The following is a 22791-nucleotide window of genomic DNA, read 5'->3' as shown; positions in this document are numbered from 1 at the left end:
CAGCCTGTCCGACGAAGGCGACGACCTGTACGTCAACCAGCTCAGCCTGCCGGTCGAGGGGCTCGAGCAAGAGCGCTTCCGCGCCGCCTGGCAGCATGTGATCGGCCGTCACGAGATCCTGCGTACCTCCTTCCACTGGGAAGGCGGCCAGAGCGCGCCGTTGCAGGTGGTGCACCGTCACGTCGACGTGGCTATGACCATGCTCGACTGGCGGGCACGATCCTTTACCGCCGCCGACCTCGAGACGGTCGCCCGCGCGCAGCGTGGCTTCGACCTCGGCCAGGTGCCGCTGCAACGCCTGTTGCTGGTGCGCACGGGCGACGCCGAGCACCAGCTGGTGTGGACCAGCCACCATATCCTCATGGACGGCTGGAGCAGTTCGCAGTTGTTCGGCGAGGTGCTGCAGCACTACGCCAGCGGTGAAGTGACCGGCGACAGCGGCCGCTACCGTGACTTCATCGCCTGGTTGCAGGAGCAGGATCAGGGGCGCCTGCAGGACTACTGGCAGGGCCGTCTGCGCCTGCTCGATGCGCCGACCCAACTGAGCCAGTCGATTCACCCGCGGCACACTGCAGACCTGCCGGGGCACGAGGCGCTGTACACCCGTTGGGACGCCCAACGCACCGCCGCCTTGCAGCAGCACTGCCGGGCCCAGGGCATTACCGCCAACACCCTGATCCAGGGTGCCTGGCTGTTGCTGTTGCAGCGTTACACCGGACAGCGCAGCGTGGCCTTCGGCGCTACAGTGGCCGGTCGTCCCGAGAGCCTGGCCAACGCTCAGCACATGCTTGGCCTGTTCATCAACACCTTGCCGGTGATCCAGACCCTCGAGCCGACACAGCGCCTGGATCAGTGGCTGCAGCAACTGCAGGCCGACAACCTGGACCTGCGCGAGCACGCCCATGCGCCGCTGGCCGACATCCAGCGTTGGTCGGGGCAGGGTGGCCAGGCCCTGTTCGACAGCATCATCGTGTTCGAGAACTACCCCATCGACCAGCGCCTGGAACAGGCCCAGGGCGGCCTGCGCTTCGGCGCCTCGAGCAGCCACGACGTCACCAACTTCCCCATGGACCTGGCGGTAACCCTCGGCGAGACTCTGGCCATCGAGTACCTGTTCCTGCGCAGCCACTTCACGCCCGAGGCCGTGCAGGGCATTCGCGCACTGATGGAGACCTTGCTGCAGTCGATGATCGACAGCCCTGTCGAATACATCGGCAACCTGCAACGGCTCAGCCCGGCGCAGTATCAGGCGCTCGACGCCTGGGGCGCGGTGCCGGCGCAGGCCGGCGAGCGGGTGATGCTGGCGCAACTGATCGCTCGCCAGGCGGCCGCGCGGCCCGAGGCCATCGCCGCCGAGTGTGCCGGCCAGAGCCTCAGCTACGCGGCGCTGGAGGCCCGTTCCGACGTGCTGGCGCGGCAACTGCTCGCCCGTGGTGCCGGCCCGGAGGTACTGGTGGGCGTAGCCCTGGAACGCTCGGTGGATATGCTGGTGGCCCTGTTGGCGGTGTTCAAGAGCGGTGGGGCTTATGTGCCGCTGGACCTGGACTACCCGGCCGAGCGCCTGGCCTTCATGATCCAGGACTCCGGCATGCGCCAACTGATCGGTCGTGCCGACCTGGGGCAGCGCCTGGCCCTGCCCGAGGGCCTGGAACCGCTCGACCCGGCGACCCTGGCGTGCGAAGCCGGTACGCCGGCCAGCGTGTTCCCGGTGCCGGGCGAGCACAGCCTGGCCTACTTGATCTACACCTCTGGCTCGACCGGTGTGCCCAAGGGCGTGGCGGTCAGCCATGGACCTTTGAGCATGCATTGCCAGGCCATCGCCGAGCTCTACGAGATGGAGGCCGGCACCCGAGAGCTGCACTTCATGTCGTTCGCTTTCGACGGCGCCCACGAGCGCTGGCTAACCACGCTGGCGGTGGGCGGTACGCTGATCCTGCGCGACAACGAACTGTGGACGCCCCAGCAGACCTGCGAGGCGCTGAGTCGGGGCCGGGTCGACATCGCCTGCTTCCCGCCCGCCTACCTGAAGCAGGTGGCCGAATATGTGCAGCGCAGCGGTGTCGAGCCGCCCCCGGTGCGTATCTATTGCCTGGGCGGCGACGCGGTGCCGGAGCAGACCTTGGCCGAGGTGCGCGAGGTGCTGCGGCCACGCTACATCACCAATGGCTATGGTCCGACTGAAACGGTAGTCACGCCGATGCTCTGGAAGGCCTCGGCCGAAGAGCCCTGCGGCGCGGCCTACGCACCCATCGGCCGGGTCGTGGGGCAGCGCTCGCTACGGGTGCTGGACGATGACCTCAACCCATTGCCGGTCGGTTTCGCCGGGCAACTGTTCATCGGTGGCCATGGCGTGGCTCGCGGCTATCACCAGCGACCATCGATCACTGCCGAGCGGTTCGTGCCGGACCCATTCGGTGAGCCTGGTGCGCGTTTCTACCGTTCCGGGGACCTGGTGCGCCTGCGTCAAAGCGGGATACTGGACTACGTCGGGCGTCTGGATCACCAGGTGAAGGTGCGGGGCTTCCGCATCGAGCTGGGCGAGATCGAAGCCAGCCTGCGCCAGCAACCGGGTGTCGGCGATGCCGTGGTGATCGCTCGCGACGGCGTCTCCGGCAAGCAGTTGATCGGCTACGTTGCGGCCACCGCCGAGGTTCGCGGCGATCAGCTCAAGGCCGCCCTGGCCGAGACGCTGCCGGCCTACATGGTGCCGTTGCAGGTGATCTGCCTGGAGCGCCTGCCGGTCTCGCCCAATGGCAAGCTCGACCGCAAGGCCCTGCCGGAGCCCTCCTTCGACCTGGCCAGCCATGCGCCCCCGCGCTGCGAGGAGGAACAATGGATGGCGCAGATCTGGGCCGAGGTGCTGCAGGTCGAGCAGGTGGGGATCGCCGATAACTTCTTCGAGCTGGGTGGCGATTCGATCCTCAGCCTGCAGGTTATTTCGCGGGTGCGCAACCATGCGCAACTGAAACTGGAGCTCAAGCTGCGCGACCTGATGCGTTGCCAGACCATCGCCAACCTGTTCGACCAGCAGGGCGTGTCGCGGGTCAGCGGCGAGCAGCAGGCCGTGGTGGTGGAGGGCGCCTTCCCGCTGATCCCGATCCAGGAGTGGTTCTTCACCGCGCAGACCCATGCGCCGGAACACTTCAACCAGGCGTTGATCCTGCGTGCCAACCAGCCACTGGATGCGCGGGCGCTGGAGCGCACACTGACCTGCATGCTCGGCCAGCACGATGCCTTGCGCCTGCGTTTCACCCACGAGCAGGGGCGCTGGATCCAGCGTTACCAGCCGTTGCAGGAGTGCCTGCAGCGCCTGGGCGACGACCCGCTGCTGTGGGTGCGCGAGGTGGCCGACGAAGAGGCGCTGGAGGACCTGGCCAATGAGCTGCAACGCAGCCTGGACCTGGCCCAGGGGCCACTGATGCGCGGCTTGCTGGCGACCCTGGGCAATGGCCAGGTACGCCTGCTGCTGGTGATCCACCACCTGGTAATCGACGGTGTGTCCTGGCGTGTGCTGCTGCAGGACTTGCAGGAGGCCTACCAGGCGTTCCTCGCCGAACGGGAGCCGCAGCTGCCGCTGCGCACCAGCAGCTTCGGTGAATGGGCCGCTGGCCTGGCCGGCCATGCGGTGACCCTGCGCGAGCGTGAGCTCGAGTACTGGGTGGCGCAGCTCGACCGGCAGGACGGGCCGCTGCGCTGTGACAACCCACGTGGCGGCAATCTCATGTGCCACCGCGAAGAGGCCGCGTTCAGCCTGGATGCGCAACGGACCGCACAGTTGCTCAAGGAGGCGCCCGCGGCCTACCAGACGCAGATCAACGACCTGCTGCTGACTGCGCTGAGCCGGGCCCTGTGCCAATGGGACGACAGTGCGTCGGCGCTGGTGCTGCTGGAAGGCCATGGCCGCGAGGATCTGTTCGAGCAACTGGACCTGAGCCGTACCCTGGGCTGGTTCACCAGCATGTATCCGGTACGCCTGAGCCCGGTGTCCGAGCCCGGGGCGTCGATCGTGGCGATTCGCGAGCAGTTGGCCCAGGTGCCGGACAAGGGCATCGGCTACGGCGTGCTGCGCCACATGGACGAACCGTGGGTGCGCGCGCGCCTGGCCGACCTGCCGCAGGCGCAGGTCACCTTCAACTACCTGGGGCAGCTCGACCAGAGCTTTGATGCCGAGCAGGCGCTGTTCCTGCCCGCGCCGGAGAGCGTTGGCGACAGCTTCTCGCAGCAGGCGAGCCTGGCCAACTGGCTCGAAGTGGTAGGCCAGGTGTTTGACGGCAAGCTGTCGTTCCGCTGCATCTACAGCAACCGACGCTTCCGCCAGGGCACCATCACGGCCTTCATGGAACAGTTCCAGGCCGAGTTGGTGCTGTTGATCGAGCACTGCCTGCAGGTCCAGGCCAACTGAATTTTCCTTCTTCTGACAGGCCGGATGCGGGTGCGTCCGGCCCAGGAACCGAGCCATGCCACTGAATCCTGAAATTGCCGAATTCCTCGACCTGGTCGACGCCAGCCCAGGCGATGGCCAGTCCATGGCCTTTCACCGCTCGACCCCCGCTCAGGCGCGCGACGCCTTCGAGCAGGCCTCCGTGCGCATGCGTTGGGAAGCGCCACAGGTGCACAGCGAGGACCTGCATTGCCAGGCTCGCGATGGCGCCACCCTGACGCTGCGTCTTTACCGGCCCTGCGCGCCTGCCGAGCAACCACTGCCGGTGCTGCTGTACCTGCACGGCGGTGGATTCGTGGTGGGCAGCATCGCCTCGCACGATGGTGTCTGTCGCGAGTTCTGCGCGCGCACCCCCTGCGCGGTGCTGACCGTCGATTACCGGCGCGCCCCGGAGCAACGCTTTCCGGTGGCGCTGGACGACTGCGCCGATGCCTTGGCGTGGCTGGCACACAACGCGCACGAGTGGGGGCTGGATGCCAGCCGGGTGGCCGTGGGCGGCGACAGTGTCGGCGCGACCCTGGCCAGCGTGCTGGCGATCGACGCCGCCCACCTGGGTGGGCCTGTCCAGCCGCGGCTGCAATTGCTTTGCTATCCAGTGGCCGATGCCTCGAAGAGCTGGGAGTCGCGTACGCTGTTCGCCGAGGGCTACCTGCTGGAAAGCGCCACCCTGGAGTGGTTCTACGATCACTATGCGCGCCAGGCCGAGGACCGCTCGAACTGGCGTTTCTCGCCGCTGCTGGCCACCGGCTTGCAGGGCGTGGCGCCGGCATACATCGGCCTGGCAGGCTTCGATCCACTGCTCGATGAAGGGCAGGCCTATGCGCGTCACCTGCGCGAGCAGGGGGTGACGGTCAGCAGCGAAGTGTTCGAGGGGTTGGTGCACGACTTCCTGCGCATGCGCCTGGTCACGGCCGAGATCGACACGGTGTATGCGAGGTTGGCGCAGGTGCTGCGTGATGCCTTGAACTGATGTTTTGCACTGGATATCGAGGGCCGCTATGCGGCCCTTTTGCGTTGCCCCGCGGGCAAGCCCGCTCGTGCAGATGAGCACATGGCTTGAGAGTGACGGGGGGCTGTGGGGGCGGGCTTGCCCGCGAATAGGGGGGCGTTGCTGCGTGGGGTGTGGCGCCAGGCCCACGACCCAGGGCCTGGCGCCCTGGGTCGTGGTTGCGGTCAGAACTTGTACTGCACGCTGGTCATGAAGTTGCGGGGCGCGCCGTACACGCCCCAGCTGTCGACGTAGGAAAAGTACTTGCGGTCGAAGACGTTGTTGAGGTTGAGCGATGCGCTCAGGTTCTGGGTGATGTCGTAGCGCGCCATGAGGTTGGTCACGGCATAGCTGCCCTGGGTGAAGGTGTGCAGGTCCTGGCCGGTCTTGCTCTGCCAGTTCACGCCACCGCCGATGGTCAGCTTGTTGTCCAGAATGCCGGGCAGGCGATAGGTGGTGAAGGTCTTGGCGCTGTGACGGGGGTTGTTGGTGACGATGCGGTTGTCGTCGGAGTCGGTGCTGACGCTGTAGGCGTAGCCGGCGAACGCCTGCCAGCCCTCGGCCAGCTCGCCGTTGAGCTCCAGCTCCACGCCCTCGGTGGTGGTGCCCTGCTCGGCGCGGTAGATGTCCGGCGCACGCACATAGACGGGCAGGTTGTCCTGTTCGATGCGGAACAGCGCCAGGCTGGCGTTGAGTTTTTCGTCGTTGAAGCTGCCTTTCACGCCCAGCTCGTAACCGGTGCCTTCCTGTGGGTCGAGGGCCTTGAACTTCTCATCGTGCACGCCATAGGGCTGCGGGTTGAAGATCTTGGTGTAGCTGCCGTAGACCGACCAGGTGTCGTTGAGGTCGTAGACCACGCCGGCATAGGGCAGGAATACGCCGTGGCGGTTTTCGTCGCTCTTGTTGTCGAGCGTCGGATCGTTCCAGTTCTGGTAGTCGCTGGTGCGTCGCCAGTCGGTGACGCGACCGCCGAGAATCACGGCCAGGTCGTCGGTCACGTGGAAGCGACCGGTCATGTAGGCGGCGTACTGGTTTTCCTGGATGTAGGTCTTGCCGACGGTGGTGGTGTCCGGGCGCGGGCCCTGGCCTTTCCAGTCCCAGATATTGTCGATGGTGCCGTCATAGCCGGTCCAGGGACCGAACCAGCCACCGTGATCCGGGGTGTTCTCGGTGTAGCGGGACAGGGTGACGCCGGTGATCAGCTCATGCTCCTGACCGAACAGGGTGAACGGGCCGGTCAGGTAGGCGTCGAGGTTGTTCTGGCGAGGCTTGCCCGACCAGCGGTTGGGGTACATGTAGGCGCCGGAGCCGTCCACCGAACTGATCTCGCCGTTCATGTAGTTGATCAGCTCGTCGAAGTCCATGACGCTGTGGCTGAGCTCGACCTTGCCGCTCCAGCCGTTGTCGAACTGATGCTCGAGGGAGGTGAAGACATTGGTCTGTTTGCGGTCGTTGTACGACCAGGTCGGCGAACTGTTCTTCGAGCGGCTGAAGTCGGTCTTGCTGCCGTCGGCGTAGCGGACCTGGAAGCCGGTGCGCAGCGGGTCGTTGACCTGGGTCTTGAGGTAACTGAAACCGACGGTCAGCATGGTTGCTTCGCTGAGGTCGAACTCGGAGATGCCGTAGATCAGCTGCGTATCCTGCTCGAGGCGGTCGACGAAAGAGTTCTGGGTCTTGTAGTCGACCACCAGACGCCCGCGGACGTTGCCGCTGTCGGTCAGAGGGCCGGAGACGTCGAATCCGGTGCCGTAACGGTCCCAGCTGCCAGCTTCGGCGGTCACGCTGCCCTGGAAGGTCGCGGTCGGGCGCTTGCGGATCATGTTGATGGTCGCCGACGGGGTGCCGGTGCCGCTGATCAGGCCGGTGGCGCCACGCACGATCTCGACACGGTCGTACATCGCCGTGCTCTGGGTGGTGTTGTCCAGGCGAGGGGAGGTGGGAACACCGTCGATCTCGAAGTTGTTGATCTGGAAGCCGCGCGACCAGTAGGTGTCGTTCTCGGCGCCGATGCCGGTGCGGAGCACGGTGATGCCTGGGGTGGCCTCCAGCACCTCGGTCAGGTTGGTCAGCTTCTGGTCGTCCAGGCGCTGGCGAGTGACCACGGTGACCGATTGCGGGGTTTCCTTCTGGGTCAGGTTCAGGCGCGTCGAACTACTGGACATGTAGGTGGTGTACAGGCCGGAGCCTTCGGTGATCGAGCCCGGCGCCATGCCCGAAATCGAGGTCGGGCTCAGCTCCAGTGCGGCCTTGCCGGCATTGGGTGGCGGCATCAGCAGGATGGTGTGGCCGTCCACGCGGTAGGACAGGCCGCTGCCCTGGAGCATGCGCTGCAGCACCTCGTCGGTCGACAGCGAGCCGGATACCGGGCTGGACTTCAAACCTTGCACCAACTCTGGGCTGTAGAGGATCTGCATCTGAGTCTGCTGGCCCAGTTGCTGCAAGGCGGTGGACAGCGGCTGGGCGGCGATGTTGACGGAGACCTGCTCGGCGTGCGCTGCGCTGCTCCCCAGCAGCATCAGGGCGAGCAGGGCGCCCGGCAGTACCGTACGGTTCGACTGCGATGGACGTACGGCGCGTGCCAGAGGGGTCGGGGACAGATTCGGGCGGTGCATGGGTGAAAGGGGCTCCTGAAGGAAGTGGGCAGTTTTTCTTTTGGAATAATCAGTAACTGATAATTAGACGCATCACGGATTGAAAACCGGAAAAACAGAATCAACAATCTGTCCTTTGCGATTTATCTGATGAAAACCCCGAGCGTTAATGCTATGGCGTCGACTGTTCCAGCTTCCTTGCGGGCGGATCGCGGCGCCGTGCCCCGGACAGGCCGGGCCGTGCGCCGCGCTCGTGGAGTGGTCAGGCCGGGACGTGCTGGGTGACCACGCGACCGGCTTCCATGCGTACCAACTGGTCGGCGATATCGAAGTAGCGATCATCGTGGGAGATCACGATGATGGTCTTGCCCAGGCGCTTGAGGTCGGGCAGCAGCTCGGTGTAGAAGATCCGGCGGAAGGTCGGGTCCTGGTCGGCCGCCCACTCGTCGAACACCAGCACCGGGCGATGCTCCAGCCAGGCATTGATCAGCGCCAGGCGCTTGCGTTGCCCGGTGGACAGGTCGGTGGTGGTGAACTTGCCGTCCTGGATGCTCACCTTGTGTGAGATTTCCAGGCGTTCCAGGTACTGGTTGGCATCTTCGGGAATGCTCTGTTCACCCTGGATCACATCGTCGAACAGGTAGTAGTCGGCGAAGATCGTGGTGAACAGCTGGCGATACTGGTCCCTGTCGCTGGCATCGATGATCTTGTCATCCAGTGCGATATGCCCCTGTTGTGGTGCGTAGAGTCCCAGCAACAGCTTGATCAGCGTGGTCTTGCCACAGCCGTTCTCGCCGACGATGAAGACAATTTCGCCCTGTTCGATCCGCAGGTTGACCGGCCCTAGTTGGAAGGGCGCGGCATCGCCCACCGCTGGGAAGGTGTAGCTCACCTCGACCAGTTCCAGGCTGCGCACCGTGGCCTTGGCAGCCGGTGCGTCGGTCAGCAGCAGGTGCGGCTCGGGGGAGGAGAACTGCCGGGAAAGATCGGCGATGCGCTGGAAGGCGATGCCGGCACGGCCGACGATGGGCAGCGTGCCGATCAGGTGTTCCAGCGGGCCTTTCATGTACAGCAGCACCAGGACGAAGCCACTGATGACCGCTTTGTCCTGTCCAGGGCCGGCACCGTGCATCAGCAGCGCGACGCCGATGACCACGAAGAACAGCATGGAGCCGAAGGTCTTGGCGATCACGAAGGTGTTGATCGCGCGGATCTGGGTCTTGCAGATGAAATCCGCGGTGGCCTGGATGCCATGCACGAACATGCGGTGGCGACGTGGGCGGTGGATGCGCAGTTCCTTCGCGCCACCGGCGACGGCGTTGTACTGGCGTTGCAGGTCGTCCTCGGCGTCGCGGGCGGCCATGAAGCCACGCACGCCTACCGATTGCGCCAGGTACTGGGCGCTCGTGCCCACGGCGATGGCCGCCAGCATCAGCAGGAACATCGGCCATGACAGCATGGCCAGGTAGCCCAGGCAGCCCAAGGTCACCGTCAGCGAGATCGCCAGGGGCGCGAAGGCGAAGGCGAAGTCGCTGATGGTGTCGACATCATGGGTCAGTACCGGAATCAGACGGTGGCTGCGAAAGCGCTCGATCTGCTCGATCGGCGCGGCGAGCACCTTCTCCCCCAGTGTTTTACGCAGGCGGGCGATGATGTGCTGGCCGACATAGTTGGTACCGATATCCGACAGGATCGTGCTCACCAGTGCCAGCAGGCACAACCCGGCAAAGCCCAGGATCAGGCTGTGCCCCAGGTCGCCCTCGGCGTGCAGCGCGCCGTTGATGGTGGCCAACAGCGTGGTCACGCTCAGGCCCCCGATCATGCCGAGGAAGATGGACAGGGTGACGATCGGCCAGAATGGCCTGAGCAGGGCCAGCAATTCACGCAGGGCCCCGCGGTTGGAAGTGCTCATCGGCTGGTTCCCGTCCTCAGGCGCAGGTCTGGCGCAGGCTGGCCGGCGCGTTGCTGGCCTGCTTGCCCAGGTGCTGGTAGAGCGACTGGCCGATCTCCGCCGCGCGTGCCGGCAATACCGACAGCAGCGTGTCGCTCAGGCCGTGGGAGGCTTCGCAGAACCCTTGCAGGTAGACGTTGGCGCCGAACTCAGGGTTGGCCAGCGCGCGGTAGTCGCGGTCCACCTCGAAGTCCTTCAGGTGCTGCTGCAGTGGCGCCAGCAATTCGCGGTGCGAGCGGCGTTCGTAGCCGGTGGCGAGGATCACCGCGTCGTAGCGGTGGGTCTGGCGCACATCGGTGGCCAGGTCGCGCAAGGTCAGCTCGATGCCTGCGGCAGTTTCCACCACATCTTCGATGGTGCGGCGGCACAGTACGGCGTGGCGGTGCTGATGGGCGACCTTCTGGCGGTAAAGGATGCCGTAGATGCGCTCGAGCAGGTCGACGTCGACTACCGAGTAGTTGGTGTTGTGGTATTCGCTGACCAGCTTCTCGCGCTCGGCGTGGGGCTGGTTGAACACCAGGTCGGTGTACTCGGGGGCGAAGATCTCGTTGACGAACGGGCTGTCGTCGGCCGGTTTGAGGGCCGAGGCGCGCAGGATCATGTCGACCTTGACCGATGGATAGCTGTCATTGAGATCGATGAAGGCCTCGGCGGCGCTCTGCCCGGAGCCGACCACGGCGATGCGCATCGGCTTGCCTTCGTTGCAAGGCAGCTGCTGCAGTGCGCTCAGGTACTGGGAGTGGTGGAATACCCGCGGGTCGTTCTTGAAGGCGCGGAAGGCGTCGGGGATCTTCGGCGTGCCGCCGCTGCCGACCACCACCGAGCGGGCACGGCGCTGGGTTTCACGGCCCTGCGGGTCGCGGGAGACGATGCGCAGGTGGTCGACCTTGCCCTCGCGTAGATCAGGTTCGATGCGCAGCACTTCCTCGCCGTACACCGCCTGGGTGGCGAAGTGCTCGGCGGCCCAGCGCAGGTAGTCGTTGTACTCCAGGCGGCAGGGGTAGAAGGTGCCCAGGTTGATGAAGTCGGCCAGGCGCTGCTTCTGGTGCAGGTAGTTCACGAAGCTGTAGGGGCTGGTAGGGTTGCGCAGCGAAACCAGGTCCTTGAGGAAGGAGATCTGTAGCTCACTCTGGGTGGCCAGGGTGTTGCCGTGCCAGCGGTAGTCGGTCTGCTTGTCGATGAACAGGGCGTCGAGGGCCTGGCCGTTGGTCTCGGCGAGCTCTTCCAGGGCGATGGCCAGGGCCAGGTTGGAAGGGCCGAGGCCGACGCCGATGAGGTCGTGGATTTTTTCGGGGGAAGAGGTCTGGCTCATGGTTGCGGTTCCTTGGATGGTCGAGTGGGGCGCCGCTGAAGGGCGCCCCGTGTCCTGCGCAAGTACACCGATAGGAACGAGCCTGCTGGCGGAGAATTTACCGCCGCCGGGCGCTTTACAGCTCGCGGACCACGCGGAATCCGATCCAGTCGCCACGGTCGTCGCGCACTGTGGTGTTGCGGTTGCCCGAGCGCGAGAAGATCGGCGCCTCGCCCCAGTCGTTGCCGCGGATCGAGATCTGCCGGCAGTCGGCTTCCTTCCTGGCGCTGCCGTCGGCCGGCGCGCCGACATAGCTGTCGTGGTAACAGTCGGCGACCCACTCGTAGACGTTGCCGTGCATGTCGTACACGCCGAAGGCATTGGCCGGGAAACTGCCCACCGGTGAGCTGTAGCTGAAGCCGTCCTTGGGGCCGTAGACGTTGGCGTTCTTGCTGATCTCGAGATTGGCGTCCGGCTCGAACGGGAACATGCCGGTGCTGCCGCCGCGTGCGGCGTATTCGCGCTGGGCTTCGCTGACCATGGCGTAGTGCTTGCCGGTCTTCTTCGACAGCCAGGCCACATAGTGCTCGATGTCTTCGTAGCTCATGCACACCGCCGGCTGGCGAGGGCCTTGCTGGTAGCTGGGCTTGCTGTTGGTGCAGCGCCGTCCGGGACGATCGTCGCCGTCGGCGATGACGATGCCGGTGGCCTTCTGGTAGTCGGCCCATTCACCGGCGGTGATCTGGAAACGGCTGATGGCGAACGGTTTGGCGAAGGTCACCGGATGCTGCGGACCTTCGTCGTCCTGGCGGCCCATCTCGTCGGGCGGGGTGCCCATGGTGAAGGTGCCGGCGGGCAGCACGACCATTTCCGGGCAGGTCTTGTCGCAGTCGCGGAACACCGTGCCGGGCTTGTCCGACGGCTGCGCGGCCAGGGCCGGCAGGCTGCAGGCGGCCAGCACGGCGGCCAGGGTGAGGCGGTGCAGAGGTGCGCTCATGGAAGATGCCTTGTTCAAAGTTGCTGGGTAATGAGGGACATGGCCCGGTCTATCTGCTGCTCGTCGTTGAGCAGGCTTGGCGCCAGGCGGATCACCGGGCCGACGTCGCGATATACGGCGTCGCACATCACCTTGTTGGTGGTGAGGTGCGCGGCGACGGCGTCGGCGTCACGATCCTTGATGCGGAAGAAGGTGAAGCCGGCGGAGAACTGTTCGCTGCGCGGGGTCACCAGCTGGATCTGGCGGTGCTCGAGCAGGCGCTGTTTGAGCAGGCTGTTTAGCTGGTGGATGCGCTGCTGCACCTCGGCCTTGCCCAACTGCAGGTGCAGCTTGAACGCTTCGCCGGCGGCCCAGCGGTGCTCGAAGGCGTGGTAGCCGCCCGGGGTCATGATGGTGGCGAAGTCCTCATCGCGGGAGAAGGTGGCGATGCTGGGCACCAGGTGCTGCATGCCGGTGGAGGCGGCGCAGATGATCCCGGTGCCGCGCGGGCCGAACATCCACTTGTGGGTACCGGCGATGAAGTAGTCGCAGTTGAAGTCGGCGAAGCGGGCGTTCTCCACGCCGAAGCCATGCACGCCGTCGACCACATACAGGATGCGCTCGGCTTCGCTGCGCTCGCGGTTGTGTCGGCGCACCAGTTCACCGATCTCGCCCACCGGCAGCTTGACGCCGCTGCCAGAGTGCACCCAGGTCATGCCCAGCACCCGGGTGTTGGGCTTGATGGCCTTGTCGAGGGTGCTCAGCACCTGGTCGGTGGAGACCGTCCATGGGTCGTCGAACAGGCGGATCTGGCGCACCGCGGTGCCCTGGCGCTGGTTGCGGAACTCCAGCGCCTTCTGCGCGGAATAGTGTTCGTGCTCGGTAATCAGGATCTCCTGCCCGGCGCCGACTTTGAGGCCGCCATAGATCATCGCCAGGCCTTCGGTGGTGCTGCCGGTCAGGGCGATCTGGCGCGGGCCGACCTCCAGGTAGCGTGCGGCCCACTCGCGTACTTCATCCTCGCGCTGCCATTCGTACTGGCTTTCCCAGTCCATCAGCGCGGCGGGGTTGCGGTCGAGGTCGGCGCGGTGGCGGTCGATGGCGGCCTGCACCGGGCGTGGGTGGGCGGTGACCAGGAAGTTGGCGAAGTGCGCCACGTTGGGGGCGAGGGGGAACAGCTCACGCAGGTTGCGCCATTTGTCGGCGCCGCTCAGCGGCTTGTCGGGGCTATCGGCCAGGGCCTGGGGCAGCAGCGGCAGGCTGGCGGCCAGCAGGCCAGCCTGCTTGAGAAAGGTGCGACGGTTGCTCATGGAAGACAGGCTCGACTCAACGGTTGGCGACGGGGTGGGCGGCTTTCTGCACTTGCTCCCAGACGCGCAGGAAGTTGCCTGCCCAGAGTTTCGCGATGTCCGTTTCGCTGTAGCCTCGGGTCAGCAGCTCGGCGGTGACGTTGCGGATTTCGCCGACGTTGTTCCAACCGTCCAGGCCGCCGCCGTCGTTGAAATCCGAGCTGATGCCGACATGGTCGATGCCGACTTTCTTCACCGTATAGTCGATGGCGTCGACGTACTGCGCGAGAGTAGCCTTGGGTTCTTCTTCCAGAGTGCTGTACAGCGCGCTTGCGTATTCGCCGAAACGCGCTTCGGGCCAGATGGCGATCACCGCATCGCCCGGCATCAGGGCGTTGGCCAGGCCCTGCAGGGGTTGCAGGTCGAAGCGCGCGCGCAGGGTGTCGAGTTTTTCCATCACCGGCTTGCTCAGGGGCTTGAGGTACTGGCCGAAGCCGACCACCTGGATGACACCGCCGCTGTCCTTGATCAACTGCATCTCCTTGTCGGAGAGGTTGCGAGGGATGTCTACCAGCGCCCGGGGCGCGGAGTGCGAGGCGACCATTGGTGCGCGGGTAAGGCGGGCGACATCTTCAAGCGCCAGGGTGGACATCTGCGATACGTCGATGATCACGCCCAGATCGTTGAGGCGCTTGACCGCCTGCTCACCCAGCGGCGACAGGCCACCGAGGGCATCGGCGGTGTCGTTGAAGAACGGCAGTGGGCGCGAGGAATCGGCCCAGTCGTTGTTGCCTGTGTAGCTGAAGCCGAACATGCGCATGCCGCGCGCAGCCCACAAGTCCAGCTGCGACAGGTCGTGGCCCAGTGGGTAGGCGTTGAGCATGCTGATGAAGATGGCGAACTTGCCTTCGCCATTGAGCCGGCGGAAGTCATCGGGGGTGTAGGCGATGCCGACCTGGTTGGGAAAGTCCCGGACCATCCCGCTGATGATCTTGTAGCGAGCTTCCTGTTCCTGCCGGGCGGCATCGACGAAGCCGGGGGTAGGGCGGTGCGGGGCGTTTGGGCCGTTCCAGATTTCCGGCCAGCCGAAGATGGTCAGCGCCGCACCGGACAGGCGACCACGGTTGGCCTTGACCAGGTCGAACTGGCCCGGGCCGTCCTTGTCGATTTCGTGGCCGGCGCTGCCCAGTTCGAGGGGCACGGTGACATGGCTGTCGAACGACAGCATGTGCTCGTGCAGGTTGTTGGCCTGTTGCACGATTTTCAGCGGGTAGCCGGCGTGCTGCTGTTGCCAGAAGAAATAGCCGGCGGCACCCCCCAGGGCGGCCACCAGGGCCAGGGGTAGGCCGATGTACAGGGCCTTGCGGGAACGGGTCTTGGTCATTGCCATCTCGTTGCACGATTGATCGGGGCGGCCTGCCGACATGAAGCGTGCTGCTTGGGCAGGGCTTGGGTATCAGGTGAACGAGCGACGGCCGGGCAAATTTATCGCCAGCTTCGAACCAGGCGGAGTCACGCCTGGCGCTAAATTTCGCCGGTGGCGCAACGTTTTAGCCTTGGACGGGCCGTGCTCCACGGCCGCAATGAATGCTCAGGTAGTTGCAATGACGATTTCTCGACGCGGGTTCATCGCCGGTGTGGCATTGGCAGGCGTGGCGGTGCCCGGCGCGATGTATGCGCAGCACGTGCAACGCCAGCGGTTTGACGAGCAGTTTCCGGAAACCCCCGGCGAGGCGGTGGTGGAACTGGCCGACGCGGCGCTGCAGCAATTGGGCGACACCTTGCGCGGTATCTGGCGTTTTACCCTGCAAGGGGAAGATGCCGGGCTGCCCGGCCTGCCTGAGGGTGAGTTGGAAATGTTTCTCGATGTTGCCCCAAGTGGCCGCGGCCTGCGTGGTTACCTGGACACGCCTGAGCGCCTGCGTGGCTCCGAGGAGCCACGTTACCGAGTGCTTGGTGACCTGCTGGTGGATACGAACAGGGCCTTGCGTTGGCGGCTGTTTCCTACCTGGCCGGGGGAAGACCAGGCGGGCTACCAGTGCACGGTGGTGCTCGACGAAGTCTGGGGTGGGTTCGGTAATGCCGGGCAGGCCACCCTGAATGGGCGCATCGCGGCGCTGGGGCGTTCGTTGACCCTACCCGTGCAGGACAACAAATTTCTTGCGCTCAAGCGCAGTTTCCCCGAGGCACGCGAGCGCACGCCTTTGTCCTCGGCCTTGCTGGCTTGGCTGATTGCGCCGGAGCACCGTCTGTTCCACCAGTTGTGGCATGCCTCGCGTGACAAGTGGCACAACCTCGACAAGGACAAGCAGGCGGCCCTACGCGGCTTGGGTTGGCAGCCTGGGCCGCGCGACCAGGAGCGTGACGCCCGTGGCCGGCACAAGGATCGCAATGGCTCGGGCGAGGACTTTTTCTTCATGCACCGACACATGCTGCGTGCCGCTCGGGCCATCCAGGACCTGCCGTCATGGGCGCGTTTCCCACTCCCGCAGCCAGAGCTCGAACGCGACCGCGTCGGCTTCGCCAGCTATTTCGACAACCATGACGGTACGGCCTTGCCACCCACCTGGCTGGCTTCGGACGATGCCGCCTATACCCAGTGGGTGCGCGATATCAAGACGCCGGATACCTTCCACGGTAACTTTCAGGTCTGGGAGTCGAGGTACACCGACCCGCATTACCTGAGCACCCTCACCCTAGGGCAGTTCGGTTCGCAGATGGAGTTGGGCCTTCACGATTGGTTGCACATGCGCTGGGCCTCGGTGCCGCGCGACCCGTCCAGCGGCTTGCCGGTGCCGTTCGCGCGCCAGCCGGAGGACTTTGCCGCACGCTGGTTCGAAGCGGAAAACGACTTTCTCGGCGACCCGTTCTCGTCCCATGTAAACCCGGTGTTCTGGCACTTCCATGGTTGGATCGATGACCGTATCGAAGATTGGTTCCGCGCCCATGAACGCGCGCATCCCGGCCAGGTGCGGCGCACCGAGGTCAACGGTGTACCGTGGTTCGCGCCGGGGCGTTGGGTAGAGGTAGCCGACCCATGGCTGGGGCCGGATACCCATGGCTGTTCGACTGTGCCGGGGCTGCGGCCGGGCCGCAGTGTGGAGATGGACCCAGAGACCATGAAGCTGGCGCTGCGTATCATCTTCGCTGATGACGACCTGTTTGCCAGCTTGCGGCCGAAGGTGCCGCAGCGGCCCTGGTATGCCCGCAACCTGAAACTGGCGCGGCGCTGACACCGTGCGGGTTTAGCCTAATGCCAGTGTTAGGTAATCTTGGGCCGCTTTGCGGCCCATCGCCGGCAAGCCAGCTCCCACAGGAATCGCGTAATTACCTGTGGGAGATCACCCAGCCCCTTGACGCTATCTGACAGGCATCAGCGCTCGACCTGCCAGCCACCTCCCAATGCCTTGTACAACGCTACGCTGCCCTGCAGTCGAGCCAGGTGCAGTTGCGCCTGTTGGTCCTGGGCGACATACAGCGTGCGCTGGGTTTCCAGCACGGTCAGCAACGTCTCGGCGCCGGCGCTGTAGCGCTGCTGCGCAAGGTCGAAGGCGGTGCGGGCTTCCTGTACCTCCTGGTCCTGCCACTGCTGCTGGCGGTCTACGCCATGGATCGCATTGAGCGCTTTTTCCACGTCGGCGAAGCCTGCCAGGATTGCGGTGCGATAGTCGTGCAGCAGCTCTTCCTGTTCGGCACTGGCCAGTTCGCGTTCGGCGCGCAGGCGGCCGTTGTTGAAGATGGGTGCGACAATGCCGGCAGTCAGGGTATAGAAGGGGCTGTCGAGAATATCGCCGAAGGTCCGTGCACCGCTGCCCAGGTCCGCTCCCAGGGTCAGCTTGGGCAACATGGCGGCCCTCGCCACTTGTACGTTGGCGCTGGCGGCGGCCAGTCGGGCCTCGGCGGCGGCAATGTCGGGGCGCCGGCCGAGCAGGTCGCTGGGGACGCCGCTGCCGATCGCCGGCCAGCGCAGGGCGCCGATCGATTCGTTGGTGTCCGGCAATGCCTGCACCGGATCACCGAGCAAGGTGGCGAGGGTTACCCGGTTGTCCTGCCATTGCTGCTCCAGCAGGGGCACCTGGCGCTCTTGTGCCGCCACCAGGCTGCGTTGCTGCGCCAGCTCCAGTCGCGTGGCCGAGCCAGAACGCTGGCGTGCCTCGACCAGGCCCAGTACGTCCCGGGCGTTTTTGAGGTTGAGGCGAGCGATACGCAGCTGTTCCTCCAGGGCCAGGCCCTGTAGGTAGCTATCGGCGACGGCGCTGGTCAGGGTCAGCTCCACCGTCTGGCGATCGAAGCGGCTGGCGTCCAGGCCATGCAGGGCGCTGTCGCGGGCGGCGCGGATGCCGCCCCAGAAATCGACCTCGTAGCTGGCGCTCAAGCGTGTGCCGAATGAGGTACTGGTGCGCTCGCTGCTGCTGGCGTCGAGTTGGTCGTTGCCGTCGCCGCGCAACAGGCGCTGACGGCTGCCGTCCAGGCCGAACGTCAGTTCCGGCAGCAGCGGAGCGCCGGTGATCACGGCTTGGGCTTGGGCCTGGCGCACCCGTGCCGCGGCGGCGGCCAGGTCGTGGCTGTTGTGCCGGGCGCGTTCGATCAGGCGGTCCAGCTCGCGGCTGGCGAAGGCTTGCCACCAATGGGCATCCGGCAGGGTCTGGCTGGGAGCGTCGGCACGGGATTGCCAGGTTGGCGGCGCGGCAATACCGACCTCGGGGGCGGGCGGTGTGCTGCAGGCGGCCAGGGCCAGGCTGAGGGTCAACAGGCTGATGCGGCTTGGCAATGTCATGGGCTATACGCTGGTAAGGGCTTTGACCGGATCGAGGCGAGCAGCCTTGCGGGCCGGCATGAAACCGAACACCACGCCGGTGATGACGGCGCAGGTGAAGGCGCCGAGAATGGCGGGTAGGGCGAATGCCACGGCGATGCCGGCGAGCATCAGGCCGCCACCGATGCACAGTGCCAGCACGATACCCGTCACCCCGCCGACCATTGACAGCATCACCGCCTCGCTGAGGAACTGACGCAGGATATCGCGCTGACGGGCGCCGGTGGCCATGCGGATGCCAATCTCGCGGGTACGTTCGCGCACGGTCATGAGCATGATGTTCATCACGCCGATACCGCCGACCAGCAGGGAAATCGCGGCGATGGCACCGAGCATCAGCGACAGGCTGTTCTGGGTGCGCGCTTCGGCCTGGATCAGTGCGGCGTCGTTGGTCAGTTCGAAGTCCTGCTTGCCTTGGTGGCGCTGGCGCATCAGGTGGGCGATTGCCCGCTCGGTCTCACTAACCCGGCTCGAATCGGCAGCTGCGATGATCACGTATTCCGGGTCTTGCTTGCCGAACAGACGCACGGACGCGGCGGAGTAGGGCACCACGATGCGCTCGTCGCTGTCCTGGTCGCCGGAGCTGGCACCTTTGCCGGCGAGCAGGCCGACCACTTGGAAGGGCACGTTGCCGATCAGCAGGTACTGGCCCAGCGGATCGCTGCCAGGCTCCATGAGCTTGTCCCGGACCTTCTGGCCGATCACCGCGACGGCGGCGGCAGCCTGTTCGTCAGCTTCGGTGAAGAAGTTGCCTTCGACGACTGGCCAGTTGAGGATCTCGGAGAACTGGGTGTTATTGCCGCCGACGTAGAACTGCTGGTTGTTGTTGCCGTGGCGCACGGTCAACTGGTCGCCGATCACCGGCATGATGCGCTGGACCTGGGGTAACTGGGCGATGGCGGCGACATCGTCCAGCGTGACGATGCCGGCCGGTTCGCGCAGCGAGGCGTGGCGGCCACTGAGGTAGAGGATGTTCGAGCCGAACGCCGCCATCTGCGCCATGACCTGGCGCTTGCTGCCTTCGCCGACAGCCAGCATCACTACCACCGAGGCCACGCCGATGACGATGCCGAGCAGGGTCAGGGCGGTGCGGAAGCGGTTGATCCACATGACCCGCCAGGCCGCTTGCAGGGCTTCGAGCAATTCGCCCTTCCAGGCCCCGCGCAAGGTGGCGCCGCGGTCCAGTCGCTGGCGCAGGTCGTCGGCCTGCAGGCCTGGATGCGTTTCGTCGGGGGGCTGGTCGGCCGCCGAGTCGCTGATCATCAGGCCGTCGCGGATCTCGATCACCCGTCGCGCCCGGGCCGCTACTTCACGGTCGTGGGTGATGAGGATGATCACATGGCCCTGGCTGGCCAGCTCGTCGAGCAGGGCCATGACTTCGGCGCCGCTGTGGCTGTCCAGGGCGCCGGTGGGTTCGTCGGCGAGGATGATGTGGCCGCCGTTCATCAGGGCTCGGGCGATCGACACCCGCTGTTGCTGGCCACCAGACAACTGGTGCGGCCGGTTGCCCGTGCGGCTGGCCAGGCCGAGGCGTTCGAGCAGGGCTGCGGCGCGGGCATGGCGCTCGGCGGCCGGGGTGCCGGCATAGATGGCTGGCATTTCGACGTTTTCCTGGGCCGAGCCGGAGGGGATCAGGTGGTAGCCCTGGAATACGAAACCAAAGGCTTCGCGCCGCAGCCAAGCCAGTTCGTCGCTGTCCAGTTCGGCAACGTCCTTGCCAGCGAAGCGAAAACTACCGCTGGTGGGGCGATCGAGGCAGCCAAGGATGTTCATCAGGGTCGACTTGCCCGAGCCGGAGGCGCCGACGATGGCGACGAACTCGCCAGGGTGGATGCTCAGGCTGATGCCGCGCAGCACTTCCACCTTCGGCGAATCGATGCCGCCGTAGTGCTTGCGGATGTCAGTGAGTTCAATCAGGGGCGCTGTCATTCAACCTCCGCTGGCGGCTGGGGCGCCGATGACCAGTTGCTCGCCTTCGGCGAGGCCATCGAGTATCTGCACACGCAGGCGGTCGCTCAGGCCGGTGCGCACCTTGCGCTGTTCGATCTTGCCGTCACGGGTGAACACCTGGGCCAGGCGCAGGCCTTCGTCTTCGGCATCATCCAGGGCTGCCAGCGGCGCCGTGAGCACTTGGCTGGCCTGGCCGGCGACGAAGAATACCTGGGTGGTCATTTCGGCCATCAGGGCCCCATCCGGGTTTTCCACATCGAGCAGCACGGTGTATTGCACCACTTGGGCGCCAGTTGTGCCGGCGGTGACGCTGGCGGGGCTGCCACCGCCCTGACTGGTCTGATCCAGCGGCCTGGGCGGGATCGGCAGGATTTGGCGCACGGTGCTGGTCCAGCGGCGCTTGCCGCCGGCCAGGGTGGTGAAGTAGGCGGTCATGCCGGGTCTGACCTTGCCGATGTCGGCTTCGGACACCTGTGCCCAGACGGTCATCGGCGAGAGTTTGGCGATGCGCAAGATCAGCGGTGTTTGCTGCTGGGCGTTGAGCGTTTGGCCTTCGCGGGCATCCACCGCCACCACAGTGCCGTCCATGGGCGCATAGATGCGGGTGTAGCCCAGCTCTGCCTGGTCGCTGCGCAGGCTGGCCTGGGCCTGGAGGATCTGCGCCTGGTACATGTCGATGCGGGCCTGGGTCACCTTGAGCTGGGCATCGGCGATTTGCAGGTCTTCCTCGCGGGTGGCACCGGCAGCGGCCAGGTCGCGCTGGCGCTTGAGTTGTTGCTGGGCCAGGCGGTACTGGGCACGCTGCTCGGCCAACTGGGCCTTGAGGTTTTCGATCGAGTATCGGCCGGCATCAAGCCTGGCCTGCTGGGTGGAAGGGTCGATTTCCACCAGCAACTGGCCTTGGCGGACCTGGTCGCCCGCTTCTACATGCAGGCGACGGATCTGCCCGGAGGCCTGGGCGCCGACGTCCACATAGCGGCGTGGTTGCAGCGTGCCGAGGGCGGTGACGCTGCTTTCTATATCGGCGCGGGTCACGGCCACGGTGTTGACCGGATGATTGTCCAAGGGCAGGGTCTTCCAGGCCAGCAGGCTGCCCAGGCCAAGCAGGCCCAGGCCACCGAAGAGGATGCGGCGGCGAGTATTGGGTAAGCGTCTCATGCGGACTTCCAGCCAGGGATGTTGGCCATACGCAGCCAATCGAGGCGCGCAGGGAGGTCCCAGTTAGACGAAGACGAGTGGGCGGGATTTACCCGCACTGGAGGGGGAGGCTGTGTGTTGCTGAGAATAATTATAATTTGTAAGATTGCAAGCTGATATCACACACTCCCGCGCCTCTGCCGCCGTCCAGGCAGGGTGGCGCCAGGTACCGTCGTGGAACATTATTATCGTGAACTGGTGAGCTTCCTTTCCGCACGCCTTGGCAGTCGCCAAGCGGCGGAAGACGTTGCCCACGATGCATACCTGCGGGTACTGGAGCGCACCGACACCGAGCGCATCGAGCACCCGCGCGCCTTCCTCTACCGCACCGCGCTAAACCTGGTGGTCGACCGCCACCGCCGCCACCTGGTGCGCCAGGCCGAGCCGCTGGAGGTGCTGGATAGCGACGAGCGCTGGCATACTCCGGCGCCGGCCCACGACATGCAGCAGGACCAGCGCCTGGCGCTGATGCAGCGTGCCCTGGATGAGCTGAGCAAGGTCTGCCGCGAGTGCTTCTTGCTGCGCAAGCTCGACGGCCTGTCGCACCAGCAGATCGCCGAGCACCTGGGCATTTCCCGCAGCCTGGTGGAAAAGCACATCGTCAATGCCATGAAGCACTGCCGGGTGCGCATGCGGCAATGGGAATCCTGATTGCCAGGTTAAAGGCAAATGCAAATTCCGTCAGTCAATCACTTGATTTATGCGGCTTTCCCGACTTCTATCAAAGAAGACCGCTGCCAGGCATGGCCCTGGCAATAGCCGTTACCGGCGCAGTATGGTCATGGAGCGTGCCCATTACCTAATGGCCCAGGTCCGACCATGGCAAACAAGACCCTGCGCATCCTCATCGCCGATGCACACCCGTGCCAGCGCCTGCAACTGGAGCGGTTGCTCAATGGCCTGGGCTATTACCGGATAGCCCCCGTGGATAGCTTCGAGGAACTGCAGCGCCTGGTGCAGTGCGCCTTGCAGCCCTTTCACCTGTTGCTGGGCAATATCGAGTTGGCCAGCCATTGTGGCGTAGATCTGGAACGCTTCTGCCGCGTCAGCACACAAATCCAGCATGCCCTGCTTTACCATTCCAGCCAGTTGAAAGTGCCAGCAGTGCCGCAGACCGAGCGCCAGGCGGTCAGCCTGAGCCTGCCTCAGGCGCCTGATAACGAGGCGCTGGAGACATTCATGGCAATCATCGACGCCCCGATGGTGGTCGGCAAGCTACCGCTACCGGGCACGCTGCCAGCCAGTACAGCGCGGCCACGGCCGCGAGCCAACTTCGCGCATACGGTGTTCAGCCGCTAGCG

General features: G+C 65.4%; 14 protein-coding genes. 5 read left to right on the top strand and 9 right to left on the bottom strand.

The annotated features are described in order from the left end of the window. Window positions 1–4402 (top strand): amino acid adenylation domain-containing protein (locus V7787_RS17340; protein WP_336088757.1); only part of this gene is annotated, 4402 nt, incomplete at its 5' end. 55 nt (window positions 4403–4457) lie between these two features. After that, window positions 4458–5411 (top strand): alpha/beta hydrolase, encoded by a 954-nt coding sequence (locus V7787_RS17335; protein ID WP_198747612.1) that lies wholly within the window; start codon window positions 4458–4460, stop codon window positions 5409–5411. A gap of 203 nt (window positions 5412–5614) precedes the next feature. Here the strand turns inward: V7787_RS17335 and V7787_RS17330 are convergent, their stop codons facing one another. From V7787_RS17330 to pvdM, 6 genes are all read right to left on the bottom strand, one after another. Next, window positions 5615–8041: a TonB-dependent siderophore receptor gene (locus V7787_RS17330; protein WP_064493125.1), complete on the bottom strand. Its 2427-nt coding sequence runs from the start codon at window positions 8039–8041 to the stop codon at window positions 5615–5617. A gap of 241 nt (window positions 8042–8282) precedes the next feature. Then, window positions 8283–9932, bottom strand: a complete 1650-nt coding sequence (locus tag V7787_RS17325; protein WP_064493126.1) for a cyclic peptide export ABC transporter — start codon at window positions 9930–9932, stop codon at window positions 8283–8285. Between the two features lie 16 nt (window positions 9933–9948). Continuing rightward, window positions 9949–11283 (bottom strand): lysine N(6)-hydroxylase/L-ornithine N(5)-oxygenase family protein, encoded by a 1335-nt coding sequence (locus V7787_RS17320; RefSeq protein ID WP_336088756.1) that lies wholly within the window; start codon window positions 11281–11283, stop codon window positions 9949–9951. A 115-nt stretch (window positions 11284–11398) separates the two neighbouring features. Beyond that, window positions 11399–12259 (bottom strand): dihydropyoverdine dehydrogenase, encoded by an 861-nt coding sequence (gene pvdO, locus V7787_RS17315; RefSeq protein ID WP_051101450.1) that lies wholly within the window; start codon window positions 12257–12259, stop codon window positions 11399–11401. A 14-nt stretch (window positions 12260–12273) separates the two neighbouring features. After that, on the bottom strand, window positions 12274–13548 hold the full coding sequence (pvdN, locus tag V7787_RS17310) for a pyoverdine-tailoring periplasmic protein PvdN (RefSeq protein ID WP_064493128.1): 1275 nt from the start codon (window positions 13546–13548) through the stop codon (window positions 12274–12276). A 16-nt stretch (window positions 13549–13564) separates the two neighbouring features. Next, a complete protein-coding gene (gene pvdM, locus V7787_RS17305; protein ID WP_336088755.1) occupies window positions 13565–14911 on the bottom strand; it encodes a pyoverdine-tailoring dipeptidase-like protein PvdM in 1347 nt (448 codons plus the stop codon). Between the two features lie 220 nt (window positions 14912–15131). Between pvdM and pvdP the strand changes: the two genes are divergently transcribed. Further along, window positions 15132–16760: a pyoverdine maturation tyrosinase PvdP gene (gene pvdP, locus V7787_RS17300; RefSeq protein WP_064493130.1), complete on the top strand. Its 1629-nt coding sequence runs from the start codon at window positions 15132–15134 to the stop codon at window positions 16758–16760. Window positions 16761–16900: 140 nt separating this feature from the next. Here the strand turns inward: pvdP and V7787_RS17295 are convergent, their stop codons facing one another. The 3 genes from V7787_RS17295 to V7787_RS17285 are packed head-to-tail and all read right to left on the bottom strand — an operon-like array spanning window position 16901 to window position 21451. Next, entirely contained in the window at window positions 16901–18304 is a 1404-nt protein-coding gene (locus tag V7787_RS17295) for an efflux transporter outer membrane subunit (protein WP_336088754.1), read from the bottom strand. Window positions 18305–18307: 3 nt separating this feature from the next. After that, the gene (locus V7787_RS17290; RefSeq protein ID WP_198747610.1) at window positions 18308–20272 is read right to left on the bottom strand and encodes a MacB family efflux pump subunit; all 1965 of its coding nucleotides are present in this window, start codon (window positions 20270–20272) and stop codon (window positions 18308–18310) included. After that, a complete protein-coding gene (locus V7787_RS17285) occupies window positions 20273–21451 on the bottom strand; it encodes an efflux RND transporter periplasmic adaptor subunit (RefSeq protein WP_064493133.1) in 1179 nt (392 codons plus the stop codon). 213 nt (window positions 21452–21664) lie between these two features. Here V7787_RS17285 and V7787_RS17280 point away from each other — a divergent pair, with 213 nt between their 5' ends. Together V7787_RS17280 and V7787_RS17275 are read left to right on the top strand one after the other, a co-directional pair. Continuing rightward, window positions 21665–22141: a sigma-70 family RNA polymerase sigma factor gene (locus V7787_RS17280; protein ID WP_064493134.1), complete on the top strand. Its 477-nt coding sequence runs from the start codon at window positions 21665–21667 to the stop codon at window positions 22139–22141. Window positions 22142–22309: 168 nt separating this feature from the next. Continuing rightward, the gene (locus V7787_RS17275; protein ID WP_019437855.1) at window positions 22310–22789 is read left to right on the top strand and encodes a hypothetical protein; all 480 of its coding nucleotides are present in this window, start codon (window positions 22310–22312) and stop codon (window positions 22787–22789) included. Window positions 22790–22791 lie beyond the last annotated feature (2 nt).

This window comes from Pseudomonas sp. CGJS7 (assembly GCF_036961695.1).
Note: the sequence above shows the minus strand (reverse complement) of the source record. Positions and strands in the feature narration are given on the sequence as shown.

Excerpts from the sequence above, each read along its gene's own strand:
- V7787_RS17335 (WP_198747612.1), top strand. The coding sequence starts at position 4,458 with ATGCCACTGAATCCTGAAATTGCCGAATTCCTCGACCTGGTCGACGCC.
- V7787_RS17330 (WP_064493125.1), bottom strand. The coding sequence starts at position 8,041 with ATGCACCGCCCGAATCTGTCCCCGACCCCTCTGGCACGCGCCGTACGT.
- V7787_RS17325 (WP_064493126.1), bottom strand. The coding sequence starts at position 9,932 with ATGAGCACTTCCAACCGCGGGGCCCTGCGTGAATTGCTGGCCCTGCTC.
- V7787_RS17320 (WP_336088756.1), bottom strand. The coding sequence starts at position 11,283 with ATGAGCCAGACCTCTTCCCCCGAAAAAATCCACGACCTCATCGGCGTC.
- pvdO (WP_051101450.1), bottom strand. The coding sequence starts at position 12,259 with ATGAGCGCACCTCTGCACCGCCTCACCCTGGCCGCCGTGCTGGCCGCC.
- pvdN (WP_064493128.1), bottom strand. The coding sequence starts at position 13,548 with ATGAGCAACCGTCGCACCTTTCTCAAGCAGGCTGGCCTGCTGGCCGCC.
- pvdM (WP_336088755.1), bottom strand. The coding sequence starts at position 14,911 with ATGACCAAGACCCGTTCCCGCAAGGCCCTGTACATCGGCCTACCCCTG.
- pvdP (WP_064493130.1), top strand. The coding sequence starts at position 15,132 with ATGACGATTTCTCGACGCGGGTTCATCGCCGGTGTGGCATTGGCAGGC.
- V7787_RS17295 (WP_336088754.1), bottom strand. The coding sequence starts at position 18,304 with ATGACATTGCCAAGCCGCATCAGCCTGTTGACCCTCAGCCTGGCCCTG.
- V7787_RS17290 (WP_198747610.1), bottom strand. The coding sequence starts at position 20,272 with ATGACAGCGCCCCTGATTGAACTCACTGACATCCGCAAGCACTACGGC.
- V7787_RS17285 (WP_064493133.1), bottom strand. The coding sequence starts at position 21,451 with ATGAGACGCTTACCCAATACTCGCCGCCGCATCCTCTTCGGTGGCCTG.
- V7787_RS17275 (WP_019437855.1), top strand. The coding sequence starts at position 22,310 with ATGGCAAACAAGACCCTGCGCATCCTCATCGCCGATGCACACCCGTGC.